Origin of the sequence: Candidatus Cryosericum hinesii, from assembly GCF_003570985.1 — a bacterium.
GTDB classification, from domain to species: domain Bacteria; phylum Caldisericota; class Caldisericia; order Cryosericales; family Cryosericaceae; genus Cryosericum; species Cryosericum hinesii.
The window spans coordinates 1-22437 of sequence record NZ_QXIW01000021.1 but is presented as its reverse complement, the minus strand read 5'-3'; the positions used below and the strand labels follow the sequence as shown (position 1 = coordinate 22437).

Sequence of the window (22437 nt, the reverse complement as noted above, 5' to 3'; positions counted from 1 at the left end):
TTTCACGTAACCTCCTCTCATACGATCTCGGTTCGGTTGGGAACAATCCGGAACTAGGAACGTGGTTCCTGGTTCCTTTTATGCACGATGTGGCTCCTGCCCTGCTCGTATCGGTATCTGGACCCGAGGGTCCATGGTCCGAGACAGGGGGGCTTCCTCTTCCCGTCCTGAGTGTGTGCTCAGCGCCTGGCATCTATCCGGCGCGGGGGCTTGATGTGGTGGCGCTCCAGCATTCTCTCGAGAGACAGGTCCTTGGTTGGGAAGATGCCCTCGCGATCGTCCGTTTCCTGCAGGCATCTCAATCGCATGACCGCAGCAAGGCTCGCCTCACCGCACCCGAACCGGCACTGCTTCTGCACAATCTGCAGGTGATGGCCGCGCGGGACCCCTCCTTTTCCACAAAGACCGCTCCAGTGCGCCAATTGCTTTCAGACACTGAAGCCACTATCCACCTACAGACCGCGCTCTGGAAACTCTCAACCCCCGCAAGACGCAAGCTCTATGAACAGGGATTTGTTGTCGACAGCAGACTAGCCGACATCGAGCCACGAGTGTCTTATGCACGGGGCGACCACAGTGATCCACAGCTTATTGTCGGATCCTTCGTGAACAGAGCGATTCGCCTTCGCCCGGCCATCGAAGCCGCGATCACCGACGGTGGCAGCGTTGCCCTGATCGTCAGCTCGGACGTGCTCGCGAGTCTTTACGAAGGGCTCCTGTCCCGCGACTGGAACATTCCGGTTGTCCGTTGGCCCTCAGTCAGTGCCAGACGCTTTCGTGGCGACCGCCACTCGACCGTCTGGTTGAGCACCCGTCAGTTCTCGTCGTTGATCCTCCCTGAAATCATACTTGTTGTCGTCGATCTGGGGATCCCCGGGGAGTGGCCCTTTTTCTGGCAACACTTTTCGCTCAGAAGTCTTCTCAATGTTGCAGCTGACATGAGCAAGGCGCACGGCATCCCGTGTCTGGCTGGAGTGAGTGCACCCACACTCTCAGTGCTTGACGCGTGCGGCGTCCCGACAGACTCCGCGCTGGGGCCAGAGGTCGAGAACCCTGCCCACGTGTCTGCTACCTTCGTTCTTCGGAGTCAGAACGCTGCCTCGGAGAAACAGACTGGGCCTTCGGGGGTTCTCCTCGCACCCACGATGCGCCTCCTCCGGCAAACGTACGACCAGGGCAAGGACTCCATGCTTCTTCTCAACATCCGTGGTTTTGCGACACTGATTGAATGTGCGGAATGTGGGTACACGGCGACCTGCCCTGATTGTGGTGCGACACTGACCCTGGGAGGCGACAGGAAGAGGCTCTTCTGCAAACAGTGCGGTCATTCGGAGCCTCCGCCCGACCTCTGTCCCAATTGCCACGGGACACAACTTCGATCACGCGGGTACGGTCTGGACCACCTCGCCCGTGAGCTCCAGCGTACGTTTCCAGTCTCAGCCGTCCAGCTGATGACACCCACCGACGAGGCCATGGTCGTGCAGAACATCGGTCCGTCACTCTTTCTCGGCACGTATGCCGATGTCCAGCGCATCGCTGTCCTGAAGCCTGAGCTCGTTGTCTTTCCCGATGTGAGCGTAGGGCTCCGGCACCCGGTGTTCGACAACATCGAGCAGCTGGCCGTCGTCGTCCGTGGCGCGGTAGCAGAAACCGCGCCAGGCACTGTTCTGATCCAGCTCGACCGCCGTTCCACAGGCCTGCGAGGCATTCTCGACGGTACTGAGACCATGGCAGCCTTCCTTGAGAACGAGAGAGAACAGCGCCGCGAGCTGTTGATGCCACCTTTCGCACGCCAGTTCGTCATACGAGTCTCGTCTCGTGGCGCCAACCCCGATGTGGATGCAATAAGCAGGGACCTGGGGACTGCCCTTGCTGTGGAAGGAGTGGATTTCCGCGGGCTGCACGCGGATCTGCTGACAGTCTCAGCTCAGGCAAAAGTCCTCTCTCTCGAGTTCCGCGCCGACTCCCTGCAGGCAGCCCTTGGACTGCGTGTTGGCATCGCTCTCTCGCACAATAGACACTTCCAGAATGCCGCCATCCGGGTATACTAGTTATATGAAAATCGTGCTGATTGGCAGTCCCATCCTTCGAAAGAAGGCACAACCTATACGGAAGGTCACGAGTGAGCTTGTTTATCTGGCCGAATCGATGGAAGATCTCATGAAACCGATAGGAGTCGGCCTGGCTGCCCCTCAGGTCGGTCTTAGTCAGGCGTTCTTCATCTATGATGTCGGTGAGGGACTTCATCTCGTGGTGAACCCCCAGATCCTGGAGCGCAAGGGATCGGCGACCGATGAGGAAGGCTGTCTCAGTATCCCCGGCGTCTATGCACCAGTAGACCGTGCCACAGAAATTACGCTGTCATATCTCGACCAAAGGGGCAAGAGACGCATCCACAGATACGTCGATTTTGAAGCTCGCGTCATCCAGCACGAGTTTGATCACCTCCAGGGTATGCTGTTCGTCGATCGGATCACTGACCCGTCCACGATTTCCGTGCAGGAAGGAAGTCCTGTCGGCGCAGCACTGACTCAGACAATCAGGGAAAAGGGACAGCAGCTCTGACGATGGCCTCGGACACTCCCCGTATCGCTGTTTTTGGTTCGTCATCGATTTCGGTCCCGGTTTTCGAGACCATCAGATGTCGGTTTCACATCGTCCTTGCGGTCGTGTCAGAGGAGCCTCGCGTCCGCCGAGGCAAGCTCCTGGCCAACCCCGTACAAGCGTGGGCGCAGTCCCATTCAATTCCCGTGCTCAATGGCGCAGAGACCCCTGGAGAGGTACTGACAAAGCGACTGGTCGACGATGCCGCCGACATCCTGTTCCTGCTTTCCTACGGAAGACTCCTCCCGCAGGCTCTCCTGGACGCACCGCGTATTGCCTCCATCAACCTCCACCCATCCCCGTTGCCTTGGTACCGGGGAGCGGCTCCTATTGAACGCCAGATCATGGACGGTTGCAGACAGTCAGCCGTGAGCGTCATTCGAATGAACGGCCTGCTGGACCGAGGCGAACTCCTGGCTCAGGAACCGTTCACAATTGCCGACTCGGATTACCGCACCGATGTCGAGGCTTCTATCATCCGGGTGGGTACACCGCTTACGTTGCACGTCTTCGACCAACTGTTGCACAGGTCAACAACGCCACTGCAACAAACCGGCGCGGGCTCCTACGCACGTAAGCTCAAGTTTGACGACGAGCTCATCGACTGGTCAGGTTCGGTCGAGCAGGCATACAATCTTGTTCGAGCTCTTGCCCCTGAACCATGTGCGTGCACTTTCCAGGAAACGGACCGGCTGAAGATCCTCAGGGCTATCCCTTTGTCTGCAGACACCGACCTCCCCGCAGACGCCCCTTCTGGTACGGTTGCACAATTTTTGCGCAAGCGTGCCGCCGTTCGCTGCAGCGACGGATGGCTCGAACTTTTAGAGCTCCAGTTTCCGGGGAAGACTCCCATGTCGACGGTCGACCTCCTGAATGGTCGACGTATTGTCGTCGGAACCATCCTCCGTCAAACCTCGTCCACCTAGACTCCTCGTCTCGGGAGTCGCTGCAAAGTTATCCACAGTTGGACCCCTGGTTCACAAAGATTGATTTGTATACCACGATTCTGATCAGTCCATAGTCTCGAAAATCCAGGCCAACCAGAACCAGGTATTCATTTCGAAACCACACCGACATGTTTTGGTTTCCGAGCATACTGCCCAAACACCGAATCGTGGACAGCCTCTGAAAATGCTTCTGCCTCCTCCAAGGATTCGAATGACCGATGGACGCAAACGTCCCACTTCCCTGTGTCTTTCTTAAAAGAGATCCCCGGATAAGAGCTGTACTTGTTCCAGCCTGGCCGGTTTTGCATGTTCTGTTCGTGTGTTGCCCAACGAAGGTTCACCTTCCTATTGTCCAAGTCGTCTCCGTTTATGTGATCTGCCATAGCCCCCGGTTCTGAACGATGACCCAGGACATACCAAGAGAGTGACCAGTTGTTATCTGGGCGTTCTTCGGTCATGTCCACTGTGATACGGACAACATTGTCGTGCCTGTGCCACTGTCCCCCGATGTATGGGTGGACAAAGAGGCGACGGTTCTCGTCGTTGAGGCGGTTGTAGACATCCATGTCCACAATGACGTCGTAGTCCCTATCCGCTAGATCCTTCTTCTGGAATATCTTGTGGATGGTGATGATAACGGCATCTCCATCAAAACGCACCGGATAGTCGAAGCTCTTGCCTTGGCGATAACTGCCCCGACCTTCGTTGAGCAGCTTGCGAGAGTACTCTCGTTGTTCCTCTCTCGATATCATTGTCTCTCACTCAGCCTTTCCTCAACCGTTGGGGCAACTGACGCCCAGCGGGATTGAGTCGCTTTTCGGGCGAGTACCTGGCAAGACACACTGATTACAATTGCCCTATGCTGGTCAGGGATCATGGTTGGATTTAAGTGATCCTTCAAGAACGTGGGGTTTTTTGCGATCTCATTCACAACAGCACGTCTCGTGAATCGAAATCTCTTCCCAGGGCCACTTTTCCGCACATGGGGATAGACAGAGGCTGCTCAGATCTTGATGGTGTCTTCGGCCGCGTGCTCCAGCCGGTCAGTCGTATGAACGTAGATCTGTGTCGTCGTGATATTCTGATGTCGGAGCGTGTCACGCACTTGTTCTATCGTGGCCCCGTTCTGAAGGGCCATGGTGGCAAAGGTATGCCGCAGCGAGTGCGCGGAGATGCGCGAGGAGAACACACCGATTGCCAGCAGTTGCCGTTTCACCGCACACCGCAGAGTCTTCGTCGTGATCCGCCCGTCCTCGTTGTAGTTTCTGTGTGACACGAACAGCGCCGCCCGGGGGTCGGTGCAGTGACGCGCTGCAAGGTAGCGAGCAATCGGTTCGTAGGCCTCTCGGGTCAAGACAACGAAATCATCTTTTGCATCCTTCCCTTTGCTGCGAACGTACAGAAGCGTCGCGTTGGACGTCTGACGAATGTCTCCGACGTTGGAGCCAACAACTTCCATCGTGCGAAGACCTGTCCGAAGCATCAGGTTGATCATCGCAAAGTCTCGCAGGCCGATCATGTCGCTCGTATCGATGGAGTTCAACAGATCGCGCGCTTGCTGCAGGGTAAGCGGATCACGGTTGAACCCGTACGAACGCTTGAAGCCTTTGAGGCCCGCGGACACATCGGGATAGATGCGGTTGGACTCAAGATACTTGAAGAACTGGCGGACGGAGGTAAGGTACAGATTCCCCGTCCGAGGCGACAGCCCCTCCGCCAGCAGATGGCTCTTGTACTGGACGATGTCGGTCTTCGTCAGGTAGCCGACGCCGCCGGCAGCCTCTCGAAGCGACAGGAACTCCTTGAACCGTTTGAGCGCGCGTCGATACACCATTTTGCTCGTGATGCCGACATCCTGTGCCAGCAGGAAGCTCTCGATCAGCTGGTCAAGATTCGCCGCCAGCGTGCCTGCAGGCTGTCGCGGCGTGATCTCCTTCATTTTTCCGTGGAGCAGTCGCCTCCGGCCGGGTCAGCCGAAGTGTCCGTGACAATACCGGCGCTCTTCAGGGCATCTTCTTTGATCATGGAGGGCTCCCACGGAGGATCGAACACAAGATTCACCTTGACATTCCGCACTCCTGCTACAGTCCGAACCCCCTGATCAGCCTGCTGGAGCAGATAACCGCTCATCGGACATTGCGGAGCAGTCATGGTCATACGGACCGTGACGTCCCCCTCGGCTGTGATCTCTACTCCGTAAATCAGCCCGAGGTCAACGACGTTAATCGGAATCTCAGGGTCATAGACGGCCCGCAGTGCGTCAAGAACCTGCTCTTGTTCTATCATGGTCTATACCTCCGGCTGGTTGACACGAGTCACGTGCGCGCCCAGTTGAGACAACTTGCCGTCCAGCGCTTCGTATCCCCGGTCAATATGATGGATGGATTTTACGGTGGTTGTGCCATGCGCTGCAAGGCCGGCTAGCACCAGAGCGGCACCACCCCGCAGATCCTTTGCCTGGACTGTCGCCGAGTTCAGTGACTCGACGCCTTCGATAATAGCTGTCTCTTCCGCCACCTTAATGCGGGCGCCCATGCGCTCAAGCTCAAGGATAGCACCGAACCGGTTCTCGAAAATGCTCTCCACCACAACCGAATTGCCATGCGCCAGTGTCAGGTACGTGGTCATCTGAGGTTGGGCATCCGTCGGATATCCCGGGAACGTCAGAGTACGAATATCCGTCGACCGGTATCCTGGAATACCTTTGACGACAACGGCATCATCTCCCTTGACCTCAACCACCGCTCCAGTCTCTCGCAATTTGGCGACGATCGACCAGATATGACGGGCGTCAATGCCCGTAATGGTAGCCTCGCCCTGCGTAATGGCCGTGGCGATCATCAAAGTTGAAGCTTCGATGCGGTCGCCGATGATGCGGTGAGACGCTCCGTGCAGCTGAGCGACGCCCTCGATACGGAATCCGAATGGGAAAACGGGCACGATACGAGCGCCTGCCTTGTTGAGGAAGGAGATGAGATCGTACACCTCCGGCTCCTGGGCCGCGTTGAAAACACGTGTCGTTCCTTCGGCAAGAGCGGCTGCCAACAGGAGATTCTCCGTCGCACCCACGCTGGGAAAGTCGAGGTAGACATCACAGGCCTTGAGAGCCTTGGCCTGACCAACAAGATAGCCGTCTTTCCACTCGAACTGTGTGCCCATGGCTCGCAGCCCCTTGATGTGAAGGTCGATAGGTCGAGCGCCAATACTGCAGCCGCCCAGCGATGGGAGCATTGCCCTGTGCTCGCGCCCAAGAAGTGCTCCTACCAGTGTCTGCGTTCCGCGCAAGCTGTAGCCGTTGGTGTTTTCGACGCGCGTCTCAATGGGACCACGGGTGTCCAGCACCAGTTCTCCATTACTGAAGGAAACCAGTTTGACGCCCATCGCCTGGATGAGAGTGAGGAGAGACTGAAGGTCGCTGATGTCCGGGACATTCTGGAAACTGACAACGTCGCGGACAGCAATCGCAGCCGCCACCAGCGGCAGAATCGAGTTCTTGGCGCCACTGCAGCGGACCGAACCGTGGAGCGAATTCCCTCCCTCGATGAGAAAGCTCTGTTCCATGGTCATACGTTACCCTCCTGAGTGGGTCGCATTGAGATAATCGTCGATGCGAGTGAGTATCTGCACTGCAGTTGTTCCATCGCCATATGGATTGATCCCGTCCCCGCCCAGAACTACAAAATCACTTGCCACGAGCTGCTCGAACGACGAAACGATGAGGTCCTCGTCCTGGCCGACCAGCTTAACCCAGCCGCTTGTCACAGCCTCGGGGCGCTCGGTGACCTCACGGAGCAGGAGCATCGGCTTGTGAAGCGTCACGGACTCTTCCTGAATTCCGCCCGAGTCGCTGAGAACGGCAACACAGTGTTCAAGCATATACAGGAAATCGAAGTACGGAAGAGGGTCGGTGAGCACGACGTTCGACAGGCCCGATGCAATCCCGAAAACCGTTTCTCGCACAACCGGGTTGAGATGTACCGGAAAGACAAACGTCAATTCCGGATGCAACCTGGAGAGTTTCACGAGCGCGTCCGAGAAGATTGCAATACCGCTATCCCAGTTTTCGCGACGGTGTGCCGTCATGATGATCATAGGGCTGCCCGGTCGAACCCTCGACATGATGTCTGGAGCACGAAGATGGGGCAAGGCCATGTGCACGGCGTCCACGATTGAGTTTCCGACGACATCGATCCTGCTGNNAGCATGCGGTTCACTTCCTCGGGGAAGGGGCTGAACTTCTGATGAGACCTGAGTCCCGCCTCGACATGACCCACCGGGATTTTTGCATAGGTCGCCGCGAGAGCTCCCATGAAGGTGGTGGTGGTGTCTCCGTGAACCAGAACCATGTCCGGCTGCAGCTCAGCCATTGCATCCGAAATCTGCGTTGCAAGTGCCGCCGTCAGGTACGGAAGCGTTTGACGCTGCTTCATGACTTTGAGATCTCGCCACACCGGGATCTCGAACATTTGCACAACGTCGTCCAGCATCTGCATGTGCTGACCAGTCAGGAGCACATGACTGTCGAACCTGGGATCGGCCTCCAGCGCCTTGACGATGGGCGCCATCTTGATCGCCTCAGGACGCGTACCAAAGATACACAGAATGTTGCGACGCACGTCAGTGGACTCCCAAAAGGGCGATGGCCAGCCCGATCGAGCATAGCATGAACGTCACCAGATAGTACAGCGTCGTGATGCGTCGCTGGCTCCACCCATGGAACAGGAGCAGATAGTGGAAATGCCCATTGTCGCCCTTCATGGGAGACTGGTGTCTGGCCGCCCGGCGGAAAATGCTCGAGACTGTCTCCGCGATGGGGATGCCAAGCGCGAAAACCGCCACGATCAGCATGACAGTCGTCGGCAGTTTAAGGGCGCCATAGACGGAAAGACTCGCGATCATGAACCCAAGAAACTCAGACCCGGCGTCTCCAAGAAACACCTTCGCCGGATTGTAGTTGAAGACAAGGAATCCCAGGACAGCACCGAGCAGCGCCACAAGGATGGCCCCCATGGTTGCCATGCCCTTGAGCGCGGCGAAGAAGAACATTGCGAGGAGAATCAACGCAGCAACGCCACCCGCAAGGCCGTCTAATCCATCGATGAGGTTCAGCGCATTGGTGATTCCCACGATCCAGAAGTACGTGAGTATGATGCCGCCGATGCCAAGCTGGAAGAACCCCCCGTGCAGAAAATTGGTAAATGCGGTCACACGGACCCCAAACGCGATGACGACGATTGCTGCTACTGACTGTATTAGTAGCTTCAGCAACGCGGGGATGTCGAACATGTCGTCCAGGAGCATGCCAATGAACACGATGCCCCCACCGACAATGATGCCCTTCAACTGCATTGTGAGTGAATCGAAGAAGAACACAGATACGATGAACGCGATCACGATGGCGATGCCACCAGTGCGAGGAGTCACCTTCCGATTCACTCTGCGCCGTTGACCGTCGATGTTCGCCTCGGCATCGGTAGCCGGTTTGTCGGTGATGCCAAGTCTCAGCCCCAGCTTGATGAAGACCGGTGTCAGCACAAGACTCAGCGCCAGAGCCACGAGAAACGACAAGAGCTGTGCCTGCGTAATCACAAGATGCATGGACTACTTCGTCCCGTATATCCTGTCCCCGGCATCGCCAAGACCGGGAAGAATATAACCATTCTCGTTCAAACAACGGTCGATTTCCAGAGTGACAATTTGCACGTCGGGATGGTCACACTGCAGCACCTCGATGCCCTCCGGCGCCGCAATGAGACAACAGAAGCAGATGCTGCGAGGATGCCGTTCCTTGACCAGGGAAATAGCCTTGGAGGCACTGCCTCCAGTTGCAAGCATCGGGTCCACGACAAATACATCTGACTCACCGGTACTCTCGGGAAGCTTGCAGTAGTACTGAACCGGTTGCAGAGTGTTCTCGTCTCTGAATAGACCGATGTGTCCCACCTTGGCGTGAGGGATCATGTCGAGCATCCCCTGAGCCATGACGAGCCCTGCTCGAAGCACAGGCACTATGGTGACTTCGTTCTCCAGTTCCTGCCCATTATAGGGCTCCAACGGGGTCTCTATGGGGCACGCCTTGGTTCGCATATTCCTGCATACCTCGTACGTCATGAGCCCGGAAAGTTCCTGCGCCAGCTGACGAAAATCCTTGTGTGTTGTGTTCCTGTTGCGAAGAAGGGTCAGTTTGTGTCGAATCAGTGGATGATCCAGCACCTGAAGGTTACGATGGTCCATCAGTTCTCCTAGTACATTTTGCCTGCGTATAGTGGAAAACGGTCCGTCAACGCAGTCACGCGAGCTCGAATCTGAGCCAGTTTCTCCTCGTCATCACGCCCCATGATCGTCTCGTCGATCAGGGCGGCGATCTCAACCATCTCCGGTTCGCGCATGCCACGAGTGGTCACAGCCGGAGTCCCAAGCCGCATTCCACTTGCCTTGTTTGGCGGCAATGGATCAAAGGGGATGGCATTCTTGTTGACAGTGATGCCTACAGTCTCGACAAGCGCCTGGACTTCTTTGCCTGTAACTCCCTTGGACGTCAGATCGACAAGCATAAGGTGAGTGTCGGTGCCGCCGGAAACGATGCGATAACCGCGCTCCGTCAGCGCCTGTGCCAAGGCTCTTGCATTAGCGAGAACCTGCTTCTGATAGGCGGCGAACTCGGGAGTCGCAGCTTGTCTCAGAGCAACCGCCTTCGCCGCGATAACATGTTCAAGAGGTCCTCCCTGACTGCCAGGGAACACAGCACTGTTGAGCTGCTTGGCGTACTTCTCCTTGTAGAGGATGATGCCTCCTCGAGGACCGCGAAGTGTTTTGTGCGTCGTCGTCGTGACGAAATCCGCATACGGTACCGGTGAAGGATGGACTCCTGCGGCGACCAGCCCAGCTATGTGGGCCATGTCAACCATCAGCAATGCACCGACCGAATCGGCGATCTCGCGGAAGCGAGGGAAGTCGATGGTACGCGGGTACGCGCTGGCACCTGCGATAATCAGCTTGGGATGCTCTGTTCGGGCCAGCTCGGCTACCTGGTCATAGTCAATGGTCTCGGTGTCCTTCCGAACGCCATAGGAAACGATGTGAAACAGTTTGCCCACAAGCGACACCGGGCTTCCGTGGCTCAGATGCCCACCGTCGGCAAGAGACATGCTCAGAATGGTGTCTCCTGGCTGTAGAACGGAGAAGTAGACCTCGAGGTTGGCTTGCGTTCCGGAGTGGGGCTGGACGTTTGCTCCCTCCGCACCAAAGAGCGCTTTGGCACGCTCAATTGCCAGCGTCTCGATGACATCAACAAACTCACAACCGCCATAGTAACGTTTGCCCGGGTATCCCTCGGCGTACTTGTTTGTCAGGACTGAACCCTGCGCTGCCAAGACTTCTTCGGACACAAAGTTCTCAGATGCGATGAGCTCAATGTTGTTCTGCTGGCGGTGCAGTTCCTTGTTCAGTGCATCAGTTACTTCAGGATCAACTCTCATCAAGCCTGTCATGACGACCTCCCATCTTTTTTTTTCAGCATTTCGTCGTTCGAATATTCTACCACGAATGGCCGACGACGACACTACTTGCGCACATTCATACTATACTCGATTCCCCGTGCAGTCGCCTGCACCACCTGCCATGCATTCAGACCCCCCTGCAAATATCCGACGTACGGCTCACGAAGGGGGCCGTCGAAACTCAGTTCGATCGTGGATCCCTGGACAAAGGTTCCGCCTGCCATCAGTACTTCCGTCTCATATCCCTGCATGGGACTCGGCTCGGGTACAGCATCGGCGTCCAGCACAGAACATTCCTGCACAGCGCGCGCAAACGCTGCAAACCGTTCCCTTGACCCACACTCGATGCGCAACACAATGTCCCCGCGGAGCTCATGAGGGCCCGGATCCACGACGAAGCCGTTTTCCTGGAGAAGTGCACTCGCAAGAAGACTTCCCGTCAGAACCTGCTCAATTACCATCGGGGCAAAGAGCAAACTCCGCAGGAACGTCTCGGCAAATCCAAGATTTGGCCCAATCTCAGCACCCACTCCCGGACTCGAGTACCGGGTTGCGGCCAGGGCCACGGCCCTGGCAGTCCCCACCACGTAGCCGCCTGTCGGGGCAATCCCCGCTCCGATGTTCTTCATGAACGATGAGGCCAGCAGGTCCGCACCGTCCATTGTCGGTTCACGATCCTCGAGAAGGTCGCCATAACAGTTGTCGACAAGGACCAGACTCTTGGGCGAGACATGTTTCACCGCGGAAATCATTCGTGCGATTTCACCCTCGCGAAGCGCCTGGATGCGCTTGTATCCACGACTCCGCTGAATCAGGACAAGTTTTGGCAACTGGGCCAAGAAGCACCTCTCGAGCTGCTCCTCCCACTGCTCTGCAGGGGATGTCGTGATGTCGCACTGGACATAGCTGACACCAAACTCTTCAAGCGAACCATCAGATGGGCGGATTCCGATGATCTCGTCCATCGTATCGTAGGGAGCCCCGGTCACGGAACACAACAAATCTCCGGGGCGAAGCACCCCGAACAGCGCGATAGCAAGAGCATGGGTTCCAGAGATGATCTGCGGGCGCACCAGTGCAGCTTGTGCGCCGTACAGCAAGGCAAAAACGCGTTCGGTCTTGTCCCGTAAACTGTCCCCGATGCCATAACCCGACATTGGGCGAAGGTCCGATGTCGACAAGCCAACAGCGTGAAATGCGTCAAGGATACGCATGAAGTTTCGACGTTGAACTGCACGAATATCTGCAATTTCGGTCGCATACTCCACCTCGAGCTGCTGCGCACGTTCCGTGAGCTGGCGTTCCGTGATCATCTGCCCTGTCCTCCAGCAGCGGATTCGACGAGGGCTGCTGCCTCCGCCAGAACCAAATCAGGTGTTTGATTGGATACGTCGATCCAGTGAACGTCCTTCTCTCTTCTGAACCATGTCTCCTGACGTTTTGCGTAATTGCGTGTCCGCCTTTTCCAGAGCTCGATCGCCTCGTCGCGCCCTATCTCTCCGCGCATCCAGGCGCTCAGCTCTTTATAGCCTATACCCTGCATCGCGGTGTCGTCAGAGTTCAGACCATCCGCCAGCAGACGCCGCACTTCGTCTTCCATTCCTGCGGAGACCATGGTATCAACGCGCTGGTCAAGCCGTCTGTACAGTTCAGCCCGCTCTGCACGCAGACCAATGCGGAGGACTCGCCATGGGACCGGGTGCTGTCTCTGCTTCAGGGCACTTGGCAAGTCTCCTGACTCGGCACTCATCTCCAAGGCCCGCTCCAGTCGCCTCACATCGTTTGAGGCAATCTCGCGTTCTGCCACAGGATCGATTGCTCTCAGACGCGCGCGCAGCTCGCCCTCGGACAGCGTTCGCAACTGACTCCGCAGACTCGCATCGGGTTTCTCTGGCAGAAATTCGTATCCGTCGAGGACAGCCCTCACGTATAGGCCAGTCCCTCCCACCAGGATCGGCAGACGCTGCAAGCGGATCGCCGCATTCATAGCTTCGAGTGCCAGGAGCTGATATTGCGCGACGGAGAAGTGCTCTTTGGGAGGAACGACATCGATGAGAGCATGGGGAACGTCTAGGCGTTCTGACAAGCTGAGTTTCGCGGTGCCGACATCCATCCCCTCGTAGACCTGCATCGAGTCGGCAGAGATGATCGACCCTCCGAAACGACGGGCGATGCCCAGGGCAAGAGCAGTCTTGCCCGTTCCGGTGGCGCCGACGATGCCGACAATCAATGGGAGGCTAGCAGGCTTGGGCGCCATACAATCCTTCTCTCGAGCCATGGTCGATAGTCACACTGACGAACGTGCCAACTCCTGGCGCTGGTTCAGAACACGAGAACCAGACATTCCTGCCATCGATCGACCTGGCAAAGGCATTGCCGCCTGTATGTGCTGCCAGGACGAGCACGTCGACGCATCTGCCTGCCAGCACCTGGTTGCTCTGCTCGCTCAGGTCCTGGACCATGCTGAGCAGGGCGGAGTGTCGTTCGTCGATAAGCGCGGGCGGGACCTTGTCCTGCATTCTGGACGCTGGTGTACCCGGTCTGTCGGAATACTTGGCAAGGAAGACCCCATCGAACCGGAACCCACGGACCGCGTCGACCGTAGCAGCAAAATCATCATCCGTTTCCCCGGGAAAGCCCACAATGATGTCTGTTGTCAGTGTCCAGCCAGTGTTCTCGCGGATGGGTTCTGCAAGTTTGGCATAGTCTGCAATCGTGTACCGCCGGTTCATCCGCTCGAGAATGCGGTCACTCCCCGACTGCAGGGGAAGGTGCAATCGATGCTCGATGTGCCGCAGCCCCATGACCCGTCTCAGTTCCTCTGGTGTGAAGTTTGCTGGATGAGAGCTCAGAAACCAGAACCAGAAGTTGCCGTCCAGTTCATCGACTGTGGACATGATCTCAACCAGCCCTCCAAGGCTCGACCGATACCTGTTGATATTCTGCCCCAGGAAGAGCAACTCAGAGAAACCACTCCCAACAGCCCGTTCGGCTCGATGCAGGACTTCGCCGGCGTCGACAACGACCTCGGGGCCTCGCGACTTGGGAACAATGCAGTATGTGCAGTAGCTCTCACATCCACGAATGAGTTCGATGTCTGCCGTGGGGAACAGTGAGCGAGGAGCCGTGCAGTCCACTTGGCCGAGCGGCACAACAGTCCCTACGAGGGAAAGCACTTGCTCCATGCCCGCGGTGCCTTCCACGACGTTCAGACCACGGCCTGCAATGCGAACCGCTCGTTCTCTGTCGAGCGTGGCTGTGCAACCCATGAACACGATACGACTGGCACCAACAAGCTTCGCGGCTTCGCCGAGGAAGCTGAAGGCCTTCTCCTCTGCCTTCTCGCGGACTGCGCACGTATTGATGATGACAAGTGATGCTTCGCCAAGACTATCAGAAGGCTGATGCCCTCCATGTCTCAGCGCGTCAGCGATCGTAGCGCTGTACAGCTCGTTGAACTGGCAGCCGAAGGTCTTGATGAGGAACCCGGCCATGTCAGTGGTCCCTCTGCAGGAGTGTTATCGATGTGCTGCTTCCGGTGGACGCATCGATGTCGACCACGACGGCCATCAACGTCGCATCGCCCTCCGCAACGCGTGGTGCATACATGATGCCTGTTTCCAAACGACGCATCATGACTTCTGGGTCCAACCCGATGATCGAGGACCGTACACCCGTCATACCAACATCGGTGATAAATGCGGTGCCTGCAGCCGTGACGCGCGCATCCGCAGTTGGAACGTGCGTGTGTGTTCCGAGTACTGCCGACATGCGGCCGTCCAGCAGGCGCAGCATCGCTGCCTTCTCCGCTGTGGCCTCAGCATGAAAATCAACGACCTTTACACTCACGGCAGCAATCTCCGCATCAGTCAAGACCTCTTCCATGTATCGGAAGGGGTTGTCGACGCCGTTCATGCAATACTGTCCCATCACGTTGACGACGGCTATGGGACCACTCGGCGTCTGCCAGATAACGGACCCGTGACGCCTGATGGCGGGACTGATATTGCCGGGGCACAATACGGTCGCGTGTTCCTGCATCAGGTCAAGAATTTCCGGCTTGCCAAGAGTGTGATTGCCTCCCGTGAATATGTCGACACCTGCAGCACTCAGTTCTTCAAACGCCGACCGGGTCATACCGGTTCCGTGCGTCGCGTTCTCCGCGTTGGCCACGACGACAGTCGGCTGCAACTCTGCCTTGAGCTGTGGAAGCAGTCGCCGTACGATCGTACGTCCCGGGCGGCCGAAGACATCACCGATGAATAGTAATCTCACGACAAACCCTTGTTGAGGACGTGGACAGCAAAAACGCTGGCCCCCGAGGGCCAGCGCATATAAAGCGATTGATGCAGAGCGGACAACGGTTATGCCGTGCTACTTCTTCGATACTGTCTTCGGAGCGACCTCAGCAGGAACAGCGGCAGGAGCAGTTCCCGCAGCTGGAGCAGTTCCCGTTGCAGGAGCAGCGCCCTCGACCACAACACCCTCCTCAGGAACAGGCGGGGCTTCTTCGACAGCTGGCGCAACGACCGAGAAGACCGTCGCCATTTCGTTTGTAAGCACTTTGATCTTGTCGCCAAGCTTCAGATCGGCTACATGGATGGAATGCTTCAGTCCGAGGTCGGAAACGTCAACCTCGAGATACTCGGGAATGTCAAGAGGAAGAGCCTGGACGTCGAGCTCATACAATGAATGCTCGAGCACCCCGCCTTCCTTGAGACCGATGGCTGTCCCAATGGGACGAATCGGGATCCTGCTCGTCAACGGCTCGTCAAGAGAAATGGACAAGAAGTCGACATGCGTATACGTGTCCCGGATCGGGTTCATCTGGTACTCCTGCACAACTGTGGTTATAGCCTTATCACCCTCAAACTGAAGTTCGACGATGGCAGACTCCCCAGTCGTACGACGCACGCGTTCAAATGCTCGCACAGGAACGGCCACGGACATGGGTACCATTCCGTGACCGTAGACCACTGCTGGGATGAAGCCCTGCCTGCGCAGGGCGCCTAACTTGCCATGTTTACCGCTTTCACGGGCAACGGCGTCTATCGCTACTCTTTGCATACCAACTCCTTACTCATAAGATACCAGCATATCTTTGACATTGTATGCCAAATCAGCTCTGAATCAAGTAGAGAGGCTTCAGACTGTCACAGCTGGAAGAGGGCAGAGACCGATGAGTGGTTGTGGATGCTGTAGACGGCCTTGGCAATCAGCTCTGACACCGACAACACCGTGAACATCGAGGGATATTCGCGCCCGGGAACGAACATCGTATCTGTCACAAGTACTTCGCTGAAGTTCGACCGAGCAAACAACCCAAGGGAGTCCCCCGCAAAAACGGCATGAGTCGCACAGGCAATGACACTCTTGGCACCCTCGCTCAGGGCCCGATTGCAGGCATTCAACATGGTGTTGCCTGTGTGGATCGCATCATCAGCAATGATGACGTTCTTACCCCGTACATCGCCGATGAGCGACTGAATCTCGACTGCGTCCGGCGAAAGACGCTTCTTCACAAACAGGGCCGTTGAAGCATGGATGGTCTGGGCAAACGTACTGGCCCGCGACACGCCTCCCACATCGGGAGACAGGACGACAAGGTCTTCCAGCTCCTTGCGCTTGATATACTGCGCAAACTGGACCATGGCCGTAAGGTTGTCAGCGGGGATGTCGAAGAAGCCCTGGATCTGGGCGGCATGGAGATCAATTGCGACCACGCGGTCTGCACCCGCAACTGTTATAAGATTCGCAACCAGTTTGGCACTGATCGGTTCTCGCGAACGGACTTTCCGATCCTGGCGTGCATAGCCGAAAAACGGGATGATTGCTGTAATGCTTGCCGCCGAAGCACGTTTCAGCGCGTCAAGGAGGATCAGCAGCTCCAACAGATTATCTGCAGGCGCATTGGTGGGTTGGATAACGTAAACGTTCAGTCCCCGCACGTTCTCGCTGATACGGAGCTTGATCTCTCCGTCAGGAAACCGGCCAACCTCAGCCTGACCGAGAGGAATACCAAGATAGGACGCGACCTTCTCGGCCAGCGGCTGGTTTGCATTGCCAGAGAAGATCTTGATCGGGTTATACTCACTCTCCATGCTTTTTCCTCCTGACCCATCCCTCTTTGTCGACTTGGACCGCTCGTGCGATGGCAAGAGCGTCCGGGGGCACATCATGGGTGATAGTCGACCCGGTCGCAGTGTACGCTCCCTCATGAATCGTCACTGGAGCGACCAGATTGTTGTTGGCGCCGATGAAGACGTCTTTCTCGATGACCGTGTGGTGCTTGACATGCGTGAATCCGTCGTAGTTACAGGTGATCGTACCTGCTCCAATATTGACGTTCTCGGCAATTGCAGCATCGCCGATGTACGAAAGATGTGGAACCTTGCTCCCCGCTCCCAAGGATGAGGCCTTGAGTTCACAGAAAGCGCCGACCTTTGACCGTTCGGCTGTCAGAGTCCCTGGCCGGATGTAGGAAAACGGACCAACTGCACAGTTGCTGCCTATCGTGGAGCCCTCCACGAACGATGCAAGAACCGTTGTTTCATCGCCCACCTGCGCATCGATGAGAATCGTGTTGGGTCCAATGACGCTGGAGTTACCTACTTTCGTGCTTCCCTTCAGACAGGAACCTTGCCGGATCTCCGAATCGCGTCCGACAATGACGTCCCAGTCGACGCGGACAGTTGCCGGCATATCGATGGTAACACCCTCCCGGCACAGATGGTCCAGTTTTCGCCGTTGAAGCAGGCCGGCGGCCAACGCGAGCTCCACCCGGTCGTTCACACCAGACATCTCCCATGTACCATGAGCAACATGGCAACGCACATGGCTGCCATCCTGCACGGCCATTGAGAGGCAATCCGTGATGTAGTACTCGCCCTGAGCATTGTTGGGTTTCATCTGTGCCAGCCACCGGCGAAGCTCCACTGAACGAAACAGGTAAATGCCCGTGTTGATCTCGTGAATACCAAGCTGTTCCGGCCGCGCGTCTCGTGCCTCGACAATGCCAACAAATGCACCGTCCACGGTCCGCACGACGCGTCCCAGTTGGCCGGGGTCTTCGAGACATGCCGCCAGGACTGCCGCGTCTGCATGTTCAGCGAGACTCTCGTCTAGGAACTCGCGGTAGTCTTCCGCGGACGCAAAGGGATTATCCCCGTTGCATACAAGGACGTACTCCGCAGAAACGTAGTCCATGCCACACTGAACAGCGTGACCACTGCCATGCTGTTCGGGCTGAACCGCGTATGCCAGGCGGTCTCCGAACGCTGCACGAAACCCATCATTCTCTGCCGGTGTGACGACAACCGGCTGTACATCGATGTCCTTGAGCGCATCAACAACGTACCACACTATGGGATGGCCAAGGACATCATGGAGAACCTTGGGCACCGCACTCTTCATGCGGGTGCCGAGTCCTCCGGCTAGGATCAGGGCCTGGACAGCAGGATAAGACATCAGACGCCTAGCTCTTCAGAATGCCCAGCTCGAGAGCCGACTCATGGAACATGTCGGCTGCAAAGTCGAGTTGTTCCTTCGTGTGCGTCGAGCACAACATACAGCGGATGCGTGCCAGGTCTTTTGGAACGGTCGGAAAGCCAAGCGACTGCGCAAAGACTCCCTTTTCGAACAGCTTGGCAGAGAGATTCTTGGCAAGCTGTCCATCGCCAATGATGATGGGTGTGATCGGGGTCTCACTTCGCCAGGTGTCAAACCCATAGGCCTTCATTTTGGCCTTGAAGTACGCTGCGTTCTCCCACAGCTTGCGCACCAATTCGTCGCTCTCGGTCAAGATATCGATAACCTTCAGGATTGCACCGGCATCTGCCGGCGTGATGGTTGAGCTGAACAAGATTGTGCGGGACTTGTTCTTGAGATACTCGACAAGCGTGTGCGTGCCAGCGACGTATCCACCCACCACGCCGAACGCCTTCGACATGGTTCCGACCTCGACATCGACCTCTCCCTCGAGATGGAAATGATTCACAATACCACGTCCGTGATCTCCCAGAACTCCCTCGCCATGCGCATCGTCGACCATAGTGACTGCGCCAAGTCTCTTGGCTACTTCGACGATGCCGGGCAAGGGAGCGATATCCCCGTCCATACTGAAGACGCCATCGGTGATGACCATCTTCGTGCCTGGCTCGCTCTCGTACTCCTTGATTTTCTCTTCGAGACTAGCAACGTCACAATGTTTGAAGGGCACGATCTTCGCCTTGCTGAGACGGCAACCATCGATAATGCTGGCATGATTCAACTCGTCGCTGAAAATAAAGTCCCCATCGTGGACGAGCGCGGGAATGGTGCCAGAATTTGCCGTCAGACCTCCCTGGTACATTAGAACGTCCTCGACCTCTTTGAACTTCGCCAGTTTCTTCTCGCCTTCAACGATCAAGCGCGTATTGCCGATGATTGTTTTGACGGCGCCAGACCCCACGCCGAACTCATCGATAGCCTTCTTGGCGGCTTCCTTGACATCCTTGCGAGCAATCATGCCCAAGTAGTTATTAGCAGCAAGGTTCACGACGTACTTGCCGTCGATGGTACATGCTGGACCCTGTTCTGAGTCGAGCGTTCGTATGCGGAGGCTGAGCCCTTCCTTCTCGAGCCGGTCAAGCTCGGCCTGCATCATCTCCTGAAACTTCTCATTCATTGCGCTACCTCCCCGCAATCTGGAGAACGACTTTGCCACAGGTCCCGGCGACCATGGCATCCATACCTGTCTGCCAGTCCTCAAACTTCAGTTGATGTGTAATGGCAGGGCTCGGGTCCACAATGCGCGAAGCAAGCAGTCGGGATACAGTCTGCCACGTCGAGAAGATCTTGCGTCCAGTGATGCCATAGATGCGGATTTCCTTGAAGATGACTTCATTGGTCAGATCAATGGTCACCGGGCGCTCAGGAAGACCGAGCATCGACATACGTCCGCCTGGTGTCAGCGCCTTCAGACCCTGGTGCATGGCTTTCTCGCTACCGGACATCTCCAGTACAACATCGACGCCGATGCCATGTGTCTGCTCCCTGACCACGGCCTCGATGTCGTCGCGGCTGGGATTGAGAACGAAATCCGCACCCATGCTCTTGGCGAGATCGAGCCGGTAATCCGACAGATCACTCACAAAAAGCTGTGTAGCACCGAAAGCTTTGGCAATCCCCACGGCGAGTACTCCGATCGGACCCGCCCCTGTGACAAGGACAGTCTTCCCCGCTACCGACTCGGAATTGACCGTATCCAATGCGTTTCCCATCGGCTCCTGTATGGAAGCCCACGCGGCTGGAATCGACTGGTCGTTCTTCCAGAGCACGCGCTCTGGAACAGCGATGTACTCTGCAAATGCACCGGCACGGTCCACTCCCAGGATCTGGAGGTTCTGGCAGACCTCACTGTGGCCTGTATGGCACTGATAGCAGTGCCCGCAGTAAATATGTGTCTCGGAACTGACAAAGTCGCCTTCTTTGAATCCCCGCACGGACCTGCCTGTCTCCACGACGTGCCCGGCGAATTCGTGGCCCATGATATGCGGAGTCTTGATCCGGTTCTGTGCCCACTCGTTCCACACATAGATGTGAACATCGGTGCCACAGATAGACGCATAGTCGATCTTGACCAGCACCTCGTCCTCTGCGATCGAGGGGATGTTCACCTTTGTCAGTGTTGCCCCCCGTTCTGGACGTTCCTTCACAAGCGCTAGCATTGTTCCTGTCATTCCGATTCTCCTTTATGCCCCTTCATTTTCAGGTGACACGCAAACGAGCGTTCCGGGCACTCCATTCCCTGTAGACATACCGGACCGGCATTCTCGAACAGGAGAGGTGCCACGGCTTTGGCCTTTGCCAGCATAAGCCACGCCAGAGCTCGGATCTCGAACTGTGCCCTTAGACAGCAACGCAGTTCAAAGAAGTGTCTCAGTTCCCTGGCATTCATCGTAACTACCAGACGTGATGCAACGCCCTGTGGAAGGACGTAGCGGGCGTCTTCCTCGTGCACACCCTCTGCAAGCAGGCGTTCATATTCCATGTAAGCCTGCTCATAGAAGGGTCTGAAATCGTGGCCTGCGGGAGAGACAAAGACCGGCTGAGCCTTCGTGAACCGCAGGCTCTGCTGCGAGTATGAGGCGAGCCTGTGCCGTACCAACTGATGGGAAGCTGCACGTGACAGCCCCTCGACAAGAAATGTGAAACTGGCATGCTCAAGAACCGACAGGTGTCCGTTGCCACACACCTTGCGCAGTATACCAGCACTTCGATGGGCATCGAATGGTTCGGTACTGTAACAGATGTGAGCCGCGTAGGCACACAGCACGTCTGCATCCGGAGTATAAGCGAGAAGTTCTACCTTCATGAGTTCAACAGAAAGTCGAGCGGTTGCTCATCGTCAGCTCGTCCAGCTGGGAGTTGCGCGATACGCGGAAGAGATCGGCGCAAGACCTCAACCAGCGATGTCGATGCTGCAGCCATGGCGTCGAGAACCTCTTTGTGCGTAAGTAGAGAGGTCCCCATGCCGGCCGCGTAGTTCGTGACGATGGCGATTGTCTGATATTCGAGACTCGCCTCACGGGCAAGCGTCACCTCAGGCAAGCCCGTCATCCCAACCACCGATCCACCCATGGCCGCATACATGTGGACTTCCTGCGGCGATTCGAAGCGGGGACCTTCTGCCGCTACGTACACTTCACCGGTCTGAAACGAAAGGCCCAGGGCCAACATCTCCGTAGCCAGCACGTCCGTGATGGCTGCACTGTAGGGATGAGTCATGTCCGTGTGAACGACCTTGCCAACCTCGAAGAACGTCTGCACCCGCACTTTGGTGAAGTCCAGAAAACCATCCATCAACGCATACGATCCCGGCGCAATCGACCTCTTGAGTGACCCTACGGCACTCGTCGTGACGACTTTCTCGACGCCGAGCATATATAGTGCCATGATATTGGCTCTGTAGTTGATGAGGTGGGGCGGCACGACGTGACCTTCCCCATGACGTTTGAGGATGCAGACCTCCACATCCCCCAAGGAGCCCCGGGCATAGCATACGTCACCAAACGGGGTTTTGATGCTGGCAAGGCTCGCATCGGAAAGAACCTGAACACTGTCGACGCCAGTGCCAACGATAAGACCAACAGGTCTGGACATGACTGCTCCTCAGGAACAAGTTGTCTAATACCTAACAGATTGTAGTTCCAAGGTTGGGAATGTCAACCCAAAACCAGCTTCCAAGGCTCCATCCTCGCGATGGCGCTTTGACTATCACCGCGAAATTCATATAATGAACGCCGATGGGGCCGTGGCTCAGCTGGGAGAGCGCATCCCTCGCACGGATGAGGTCAGGGGTTCGAACCCCCTCGGCTCCACCATCTGACGATATTGCCGGCTGATGC

At 56.7% G+C, this 22437-nt stretch carries 21 protein-coding genes, 1 tRNA gene and 1 pseudogene; 4 read left to right on the top strand and 19 right to left on the bottom strand.

Features of this window, described 5'->3' with window-relative positions; translation table 11 throughout:
• The first annotated feature begins 80 nt into the window (after positions 1–80).
• The 3 genes from SMC3_RS03680 to SMC3_RS03670 are packed head-to-tail and all read left to right on the top strand — an operon-like array spanning position 81 to position 3530.
• Positions 81–2051: a hypothetical protein gene (locus tag SMC3_RS03680; protein WP_126850786.1), complete on the top strand. Its 1971-nt coding sequence runs from the start codon at positions 81–83 to the stop codon at positions 2049–2051.
• Between the two features lie 4 nt (positions 2052–2055).
• Positions 2056–2565, top strand: coding sequence for a peptide deformylase (gene def, locus SMC3_RS03675; RefSeq protein WP_165846550.1), 510 nt, complete (start codon positions 2056–2058; stop codon positions 2563–2565).
• Between the two features lie 2 nt (positions 2566–2567).
• Positions 2568–3530: a methionyl-tRNA formyltransferase gene (locus SMC3_RS03670; RefSeq protein WP_119087424.1), complete on the top strand. Its 963-nt coding sequence runs from the start codon at positions 2568–2570 to the stop codon at positions 3528–3530.
• A gap of 128 nt (positions 3531–3658) precedes the next feature.
• On the opposite strand, the gene SMC3_RS03665 is transcribed toward SMC3_RS03670, so the two are convergent.
• The 19 genes and pseudogenes from SMC3_RS03665 to SMC3_RS03570 all read right to left on the bottom strand — a co-directional run bounded on the left by SMC3_RS03665 (position 3659) and on the right by SMC3_RS03570 (position 22192).
• Positions 3659–4303, bottom strand: a complete 645-nt coding sequence (locus SMC3_RS03665; protein WP_119087423.1) for an HNH endonuclease — start codon at positions 4301–4303, stop codon at positions 3659–3661.
• 251 nt (positions 4304–4554) lie between these two features.
• Positions 4555–5490: a tyrosine-type recombinase/integrase gene (locus SMC3_RS03660; RefSeq protein ID WP_119087422.1), complete on the bottom strand. Its 936-nt coding sequence runs from the start codon at positions 5488–5490 to the stop codon at positions 4555–4557.
• Positions 5487–5837, bottom strand: a complete 351-nt coding sequence (locus SMC3_RS03655) for a metal-sulfur cluster assembly factor (protein ID WP_119087421.1) — start codon at positions 5835–5837, stop codon at positions 5487–5489. Before SMC3_RS03655 ends, SMC3_RS03660 begins: the two co-directional genes overlap by 4 nt.
• 3 nt (positions 5838–5840) lie before the next feature.
• On the bottom strand, positions 5841–7118 hold the full coding sequence (gene murA / locus SMC3_RS03650; protein ID WP_119087420.1) for a UDP-N-acetylglucosamine 1-carboxyvinyltransferase: 1278 nt from the start codon (positions 7116–7118) through the stop codon (positions 5841–5843).
• Between the two features lie 3 nt (positions 7119–7121).
• Positions 7122–8044 (bottom strand): annotated as a pseudogene (locus SMC3_RS09700) (UDP-N-acetyl glucosamine 2-epimerase).
• Positions 8045–8168: 124 nt separating this feature from the next.
• On the bottom strand, positions 8169–9149 hold the full coding sequence (locus SMC3_RS03635) for an MraY family glycosyltransferase (protein WP_119087418.1): 981 nt from the start codon (positions 9147–9149) through the stop codon (positions 8169–8171).
• Positions 9150–9152: 3 nt separating this feature from the next.
• Positions 9153–9785, bottom strand: a complete 633-nt coding sequence (gene upp, locus SMC3_RS03630) for a uracil phosphoribosyltransferase (protein ID WP_119087417.1) — start codon at positions 9783–9785, stop codon at positions 9153–9155.
• An 8-nt stretch (positions 9786–9793) separates the two neighbouring features.
• Positions 9794–11041, bottom strand: coding sequence for a serine hydroxymethyltransferase (gene glyA, locus SMC3_RS03625; RefSeq protein ID WP_119087416.1), 1248 nt, complete (start codon positions 11039–11041; stop codon positions 9794–9796).
• 71 nt (positions 11042–11112) lie between these two features.
• Complete coding sequence (locus SMC3_RS03620; RefSeq protein ID WP_119087415.1) at positions 11113–12363, bottom strand: methionine gamma-lyase family protein; 1251 nt, start codon at positions 12361–12363, stop codon at positions 11113–11115.
• Positions 12360–13307 (bottom strand): tRNA (adenosine(37)-N6)-dimethylallyltransferase MiaA, encoded by a 948-nt coding sequence (gene miaA / locus SMC3_RS03615; RefSeq protein WP_165846548.1) that lies wholly within the window; start codon positions 13305–13307, stop codon positions 12360–12362. The genes SMC3_RS03620 and miaA overlap by 4 nt, the downstream gene beginning before the upstream one ends.
• Positions 13288–14544 carry a MiaB/RimO family radical SAM methylthiotransferase gene (locus tag SMC3_RS03610; RefSeq protein ID WP_119089835.1) on the bottom strand — a complete coding sequence of 419 codons (1257 nt, stop codon included), beginning with the start codon at positions 14542–14544 and terminating at the stop codon, positions 13288–13290. The genes miaA and SMC3_RS03610 overlap by 20 nt, the downstream gene beginning before the upstream one ends.
• A 1-nt stretch (position 14545) precedes the next feature.
• Positions 14546–15325, bottom strand: a complete 780-nt coding sequence (locus SMC3_RS03605; RefSeq protein ID WP_165846547.1) for a YmdB family metallophosphoesterase — start codon at positions 15323–15325, stop codon at positions 14546–14548.
• Between the two features lie 99 nt (positions 15326–15424).
• Positions 15425–16117, bottom strand: a complete 693-nt coding sequence (locus tag SMC3_RS03600; protein WP_119087411.1) for a 50S ribosomal protein L25 — start codon at positions 16115–16117, stop codon at positions 15425–15427.
• Positions 16118–16203: 86 nt separating this feature from the next.
• Positions 16204–17151 carry a ribose-phosphate diphosphokinase gene (locus SMC3_RS03595; RefSeq protein WP_119087410.1) on the bottom strand — a complete coding sequence of 316 codons (948 nt, stop codon included), beginning with the start codon at positions 17149–17151 and terminating at the stop codon, positions 16204–16206.
• Positions 17141–18517 (bottom strand): bifunctional UDP-N-acetylglucosamine diphosphorylase/glucosamine-1-phosphate N-acetyltransferase GlmU, encoded by a 1377-nt coding sequence (gene glmU / locus SMC3_RS03590; protein WP_119087409.1) that lies wholly within the window; start codon positions 18515–18517, stop codon positions 17141–17143. The genes SMC3_RS03595 and glmU overlap by 11 nt, the downstream gene beginning before the upstream one ends.
• 7 nt (positions 18518–18524) lie before the next feature.
• The gene (locus tag SMC3_RS03585; protein ID WP_119089834.1) at positions 18525–19715 is read right to left on the bottom strand and encodes a glycine C-acetyltransferase; all 1191 of its coding nucleotides are present in this window, start codon (positions 19713–19715) and stop codon (positions 18525–18527) included.
• Between the two features lie 4 nt (positions 19716–19719).
• Positions 19720–20769: an L-threonine 3-dehydrogenase gene (tdh, locus tag SMC3_RS03580; RefSeq protein ID WP_119087407.1), complete on the bottom strand. Its 1050-nt coding sequence runs from the start codon at positions 20767–20769 to the stop codon at positions 19720–19722.
• Complete coding sequence (thyX, locus tag SMC3_RS03575) at positions 20766–21404, bottom strand: FAD-dependent thymidylate synthase (RefSeq protein ID WP_119087406.1); 639 nt, start codon at positions 21402–21404, stop codon at positions 20766–20768. The genes tdh and thyX overlap by 4 nt, the downstream gene beginning before the upstream one ends.
• Positions 21401–22192 carry an MTAP family purine nucleoside phosphorylase gene (locus SMC3_RS03570; RefSeq protein ID WP_119087405.1) on the bottom strand — a complete coding sequence of 264 codons (792 nt, stop codon included), beginning with the start codon at positions 22190–22192 and terminating at the stop codon, positions 21401–21403. The genes thyX and SMC3_RS03570 overlap by 4 nt, the downstream gene beginning before the upstream one ends.
• 145 nt (positions 22193–22337) lie before the next feature.
• Between SMC3_RS03570 and SMC3_RS03565 the strand changes: the two genes are divergently transcribed.
• Positions 22338–22413 (top strand) — tRNA-Ala (locus SMC3_RS03565).
• Positions 22414–22437: the final 24 nt, after the last annotated feature.

Bases quoted from the DNA above. Each gene is read 5' to 3' on its own strand.
- SMC3_RS03600 (WP_119087411.1), bottom strand. From the start codon at position 16,117: ATGCAAAGAGTAGCGATAGACGCCGTTGCCCGTGAAAGCGGTAAACAT.
- SMC3_RS03660 (WP_119087422.1), bottom strand. From the start codon at position 5,490: ATGAAGGAGATCACGCCGCGACAGCCTGCAGGCACGCTGGCGGCGAAT.
- SMC3_RS03635 (WP_119087418.1), bottom strand. From the start codon at position 9,149: ATGCATCTTGTGATTACGCAGGCACAGCTCTTGTCGTTTCTCGTGGCT.
- tdh (WP_119087407.1), bottom strand. From the start codon at position 20,769: ATGACAGGAACAATGCTAGCGCTTGTGAAGGAACGTCCAGAACGGGGG.
- miaA (WP_165846548.1), bottom strand. From the start codon at position 13,307: ATGGCGCCCAAGCCTGCTAGCCTCCCATTGATTGTCGGCATCGTCGGC.
- SMC3_RS03585 (WP_119089834.1), bottom strand. From the start codon at position 19,715: ATGAATGAGAAGTTTCAGGAGATGATGCAGGCCGAGCTTGACCGGCTC.
- upp (WP_119087417.1), bottom strand. From the start codon at position 9,785: ATGGACCATCGTAACCTTCAGGTGCTGGATCATCCACTGATTCGACAC.
- SMC3_RS03655 (WP_119087421.1), bottom strand. From the start codon at position 5,837: ATGATAGAACAAGAGCAGGTTCTTGACGCACTGCGGGCCGTCTATGAC.
- glmU (WP_119087409.1), bottom strand. From the start codon at position 18,517: ATGTCTTATCCTGCTGTCCAGGCCCTGATCCTAGCCGGAGGACTCGGC.
- SMC3_RS03610 (WP_119089835.1), bottom strand. From the start codon at position 14,544: ATGGCCGGGTTCCTCATCAAGACCTTCGGCTGCCAGTTCAACGAGCTG.
- SMC3_RS03680 (WP_126850786.1), top strand. From the start codon at position 81: ATGCACGATGTGGCTCCTGCCCTGCTCGTATCGGTATCTGGACCCGAG.
- murA (WP_119087420.1), bottom strand. From the start codon at position 7,118: ATGACCATGGAACAGAGCTTTCTCATCGAGGGAGGGAATTCGCTCCAC.
- glyA (WP_119087416.1), bottom strand. From the start codon at position 11,041: ATGACAGGCTTGATGAGAGTTGATCCTGAAGTAACTGATGCACTGAAC.
- SMC3_RS03670 (WP_119087424.1), top strand. From the start codon at position 2,568: ATGGCCTCGGACACTCCCCGTATCGCTGTTTTTGGTTCGTCATCGATT.
- def (WP_165846550.1), top strand. From the start codon at position 2,056: ATGAAAATCGTGCTGATTGGCAGTCCCATCCTTCGAAAGAAGGCACAA.
- SMC3_RS03570 (WP_119087405.1), bottom strand. From the start codon at position 22,192: ATGTCCAGACCTGTTGGTCTTATCGTTGGCACTGGCGTCGACAGTGTT.
- thyX (WP_119087406.1), bottom strand. From the start codon at position 21,404: ATGAAGGTAGAACTTCTCGCTTATACTCCGGATGCAGACGTGCTGTGT.
- SMC3_RS03595 (WP_119087410.1), bottom strand. From the start codon at position 17,151: ATGGAGAGTGAGTATAACCCGATCAAGATCTTCTCTGGCAATGCAAAC.
- SMC3_RS03665 (WP_119087423.1), bottom strand. From the start codon at position 4,303: ATGATATCGAGAGAGGAACAACGAGAGTACTCTCGCAAGCTGCTCAAC.
- SMC3_RS03620 (WP_119087415.1), bottom strand. From the start codon at position 12,363: ATGATCACGGAACGCCAGCTCACGGAACGTGCGCAGCAGCTCGAGGTG.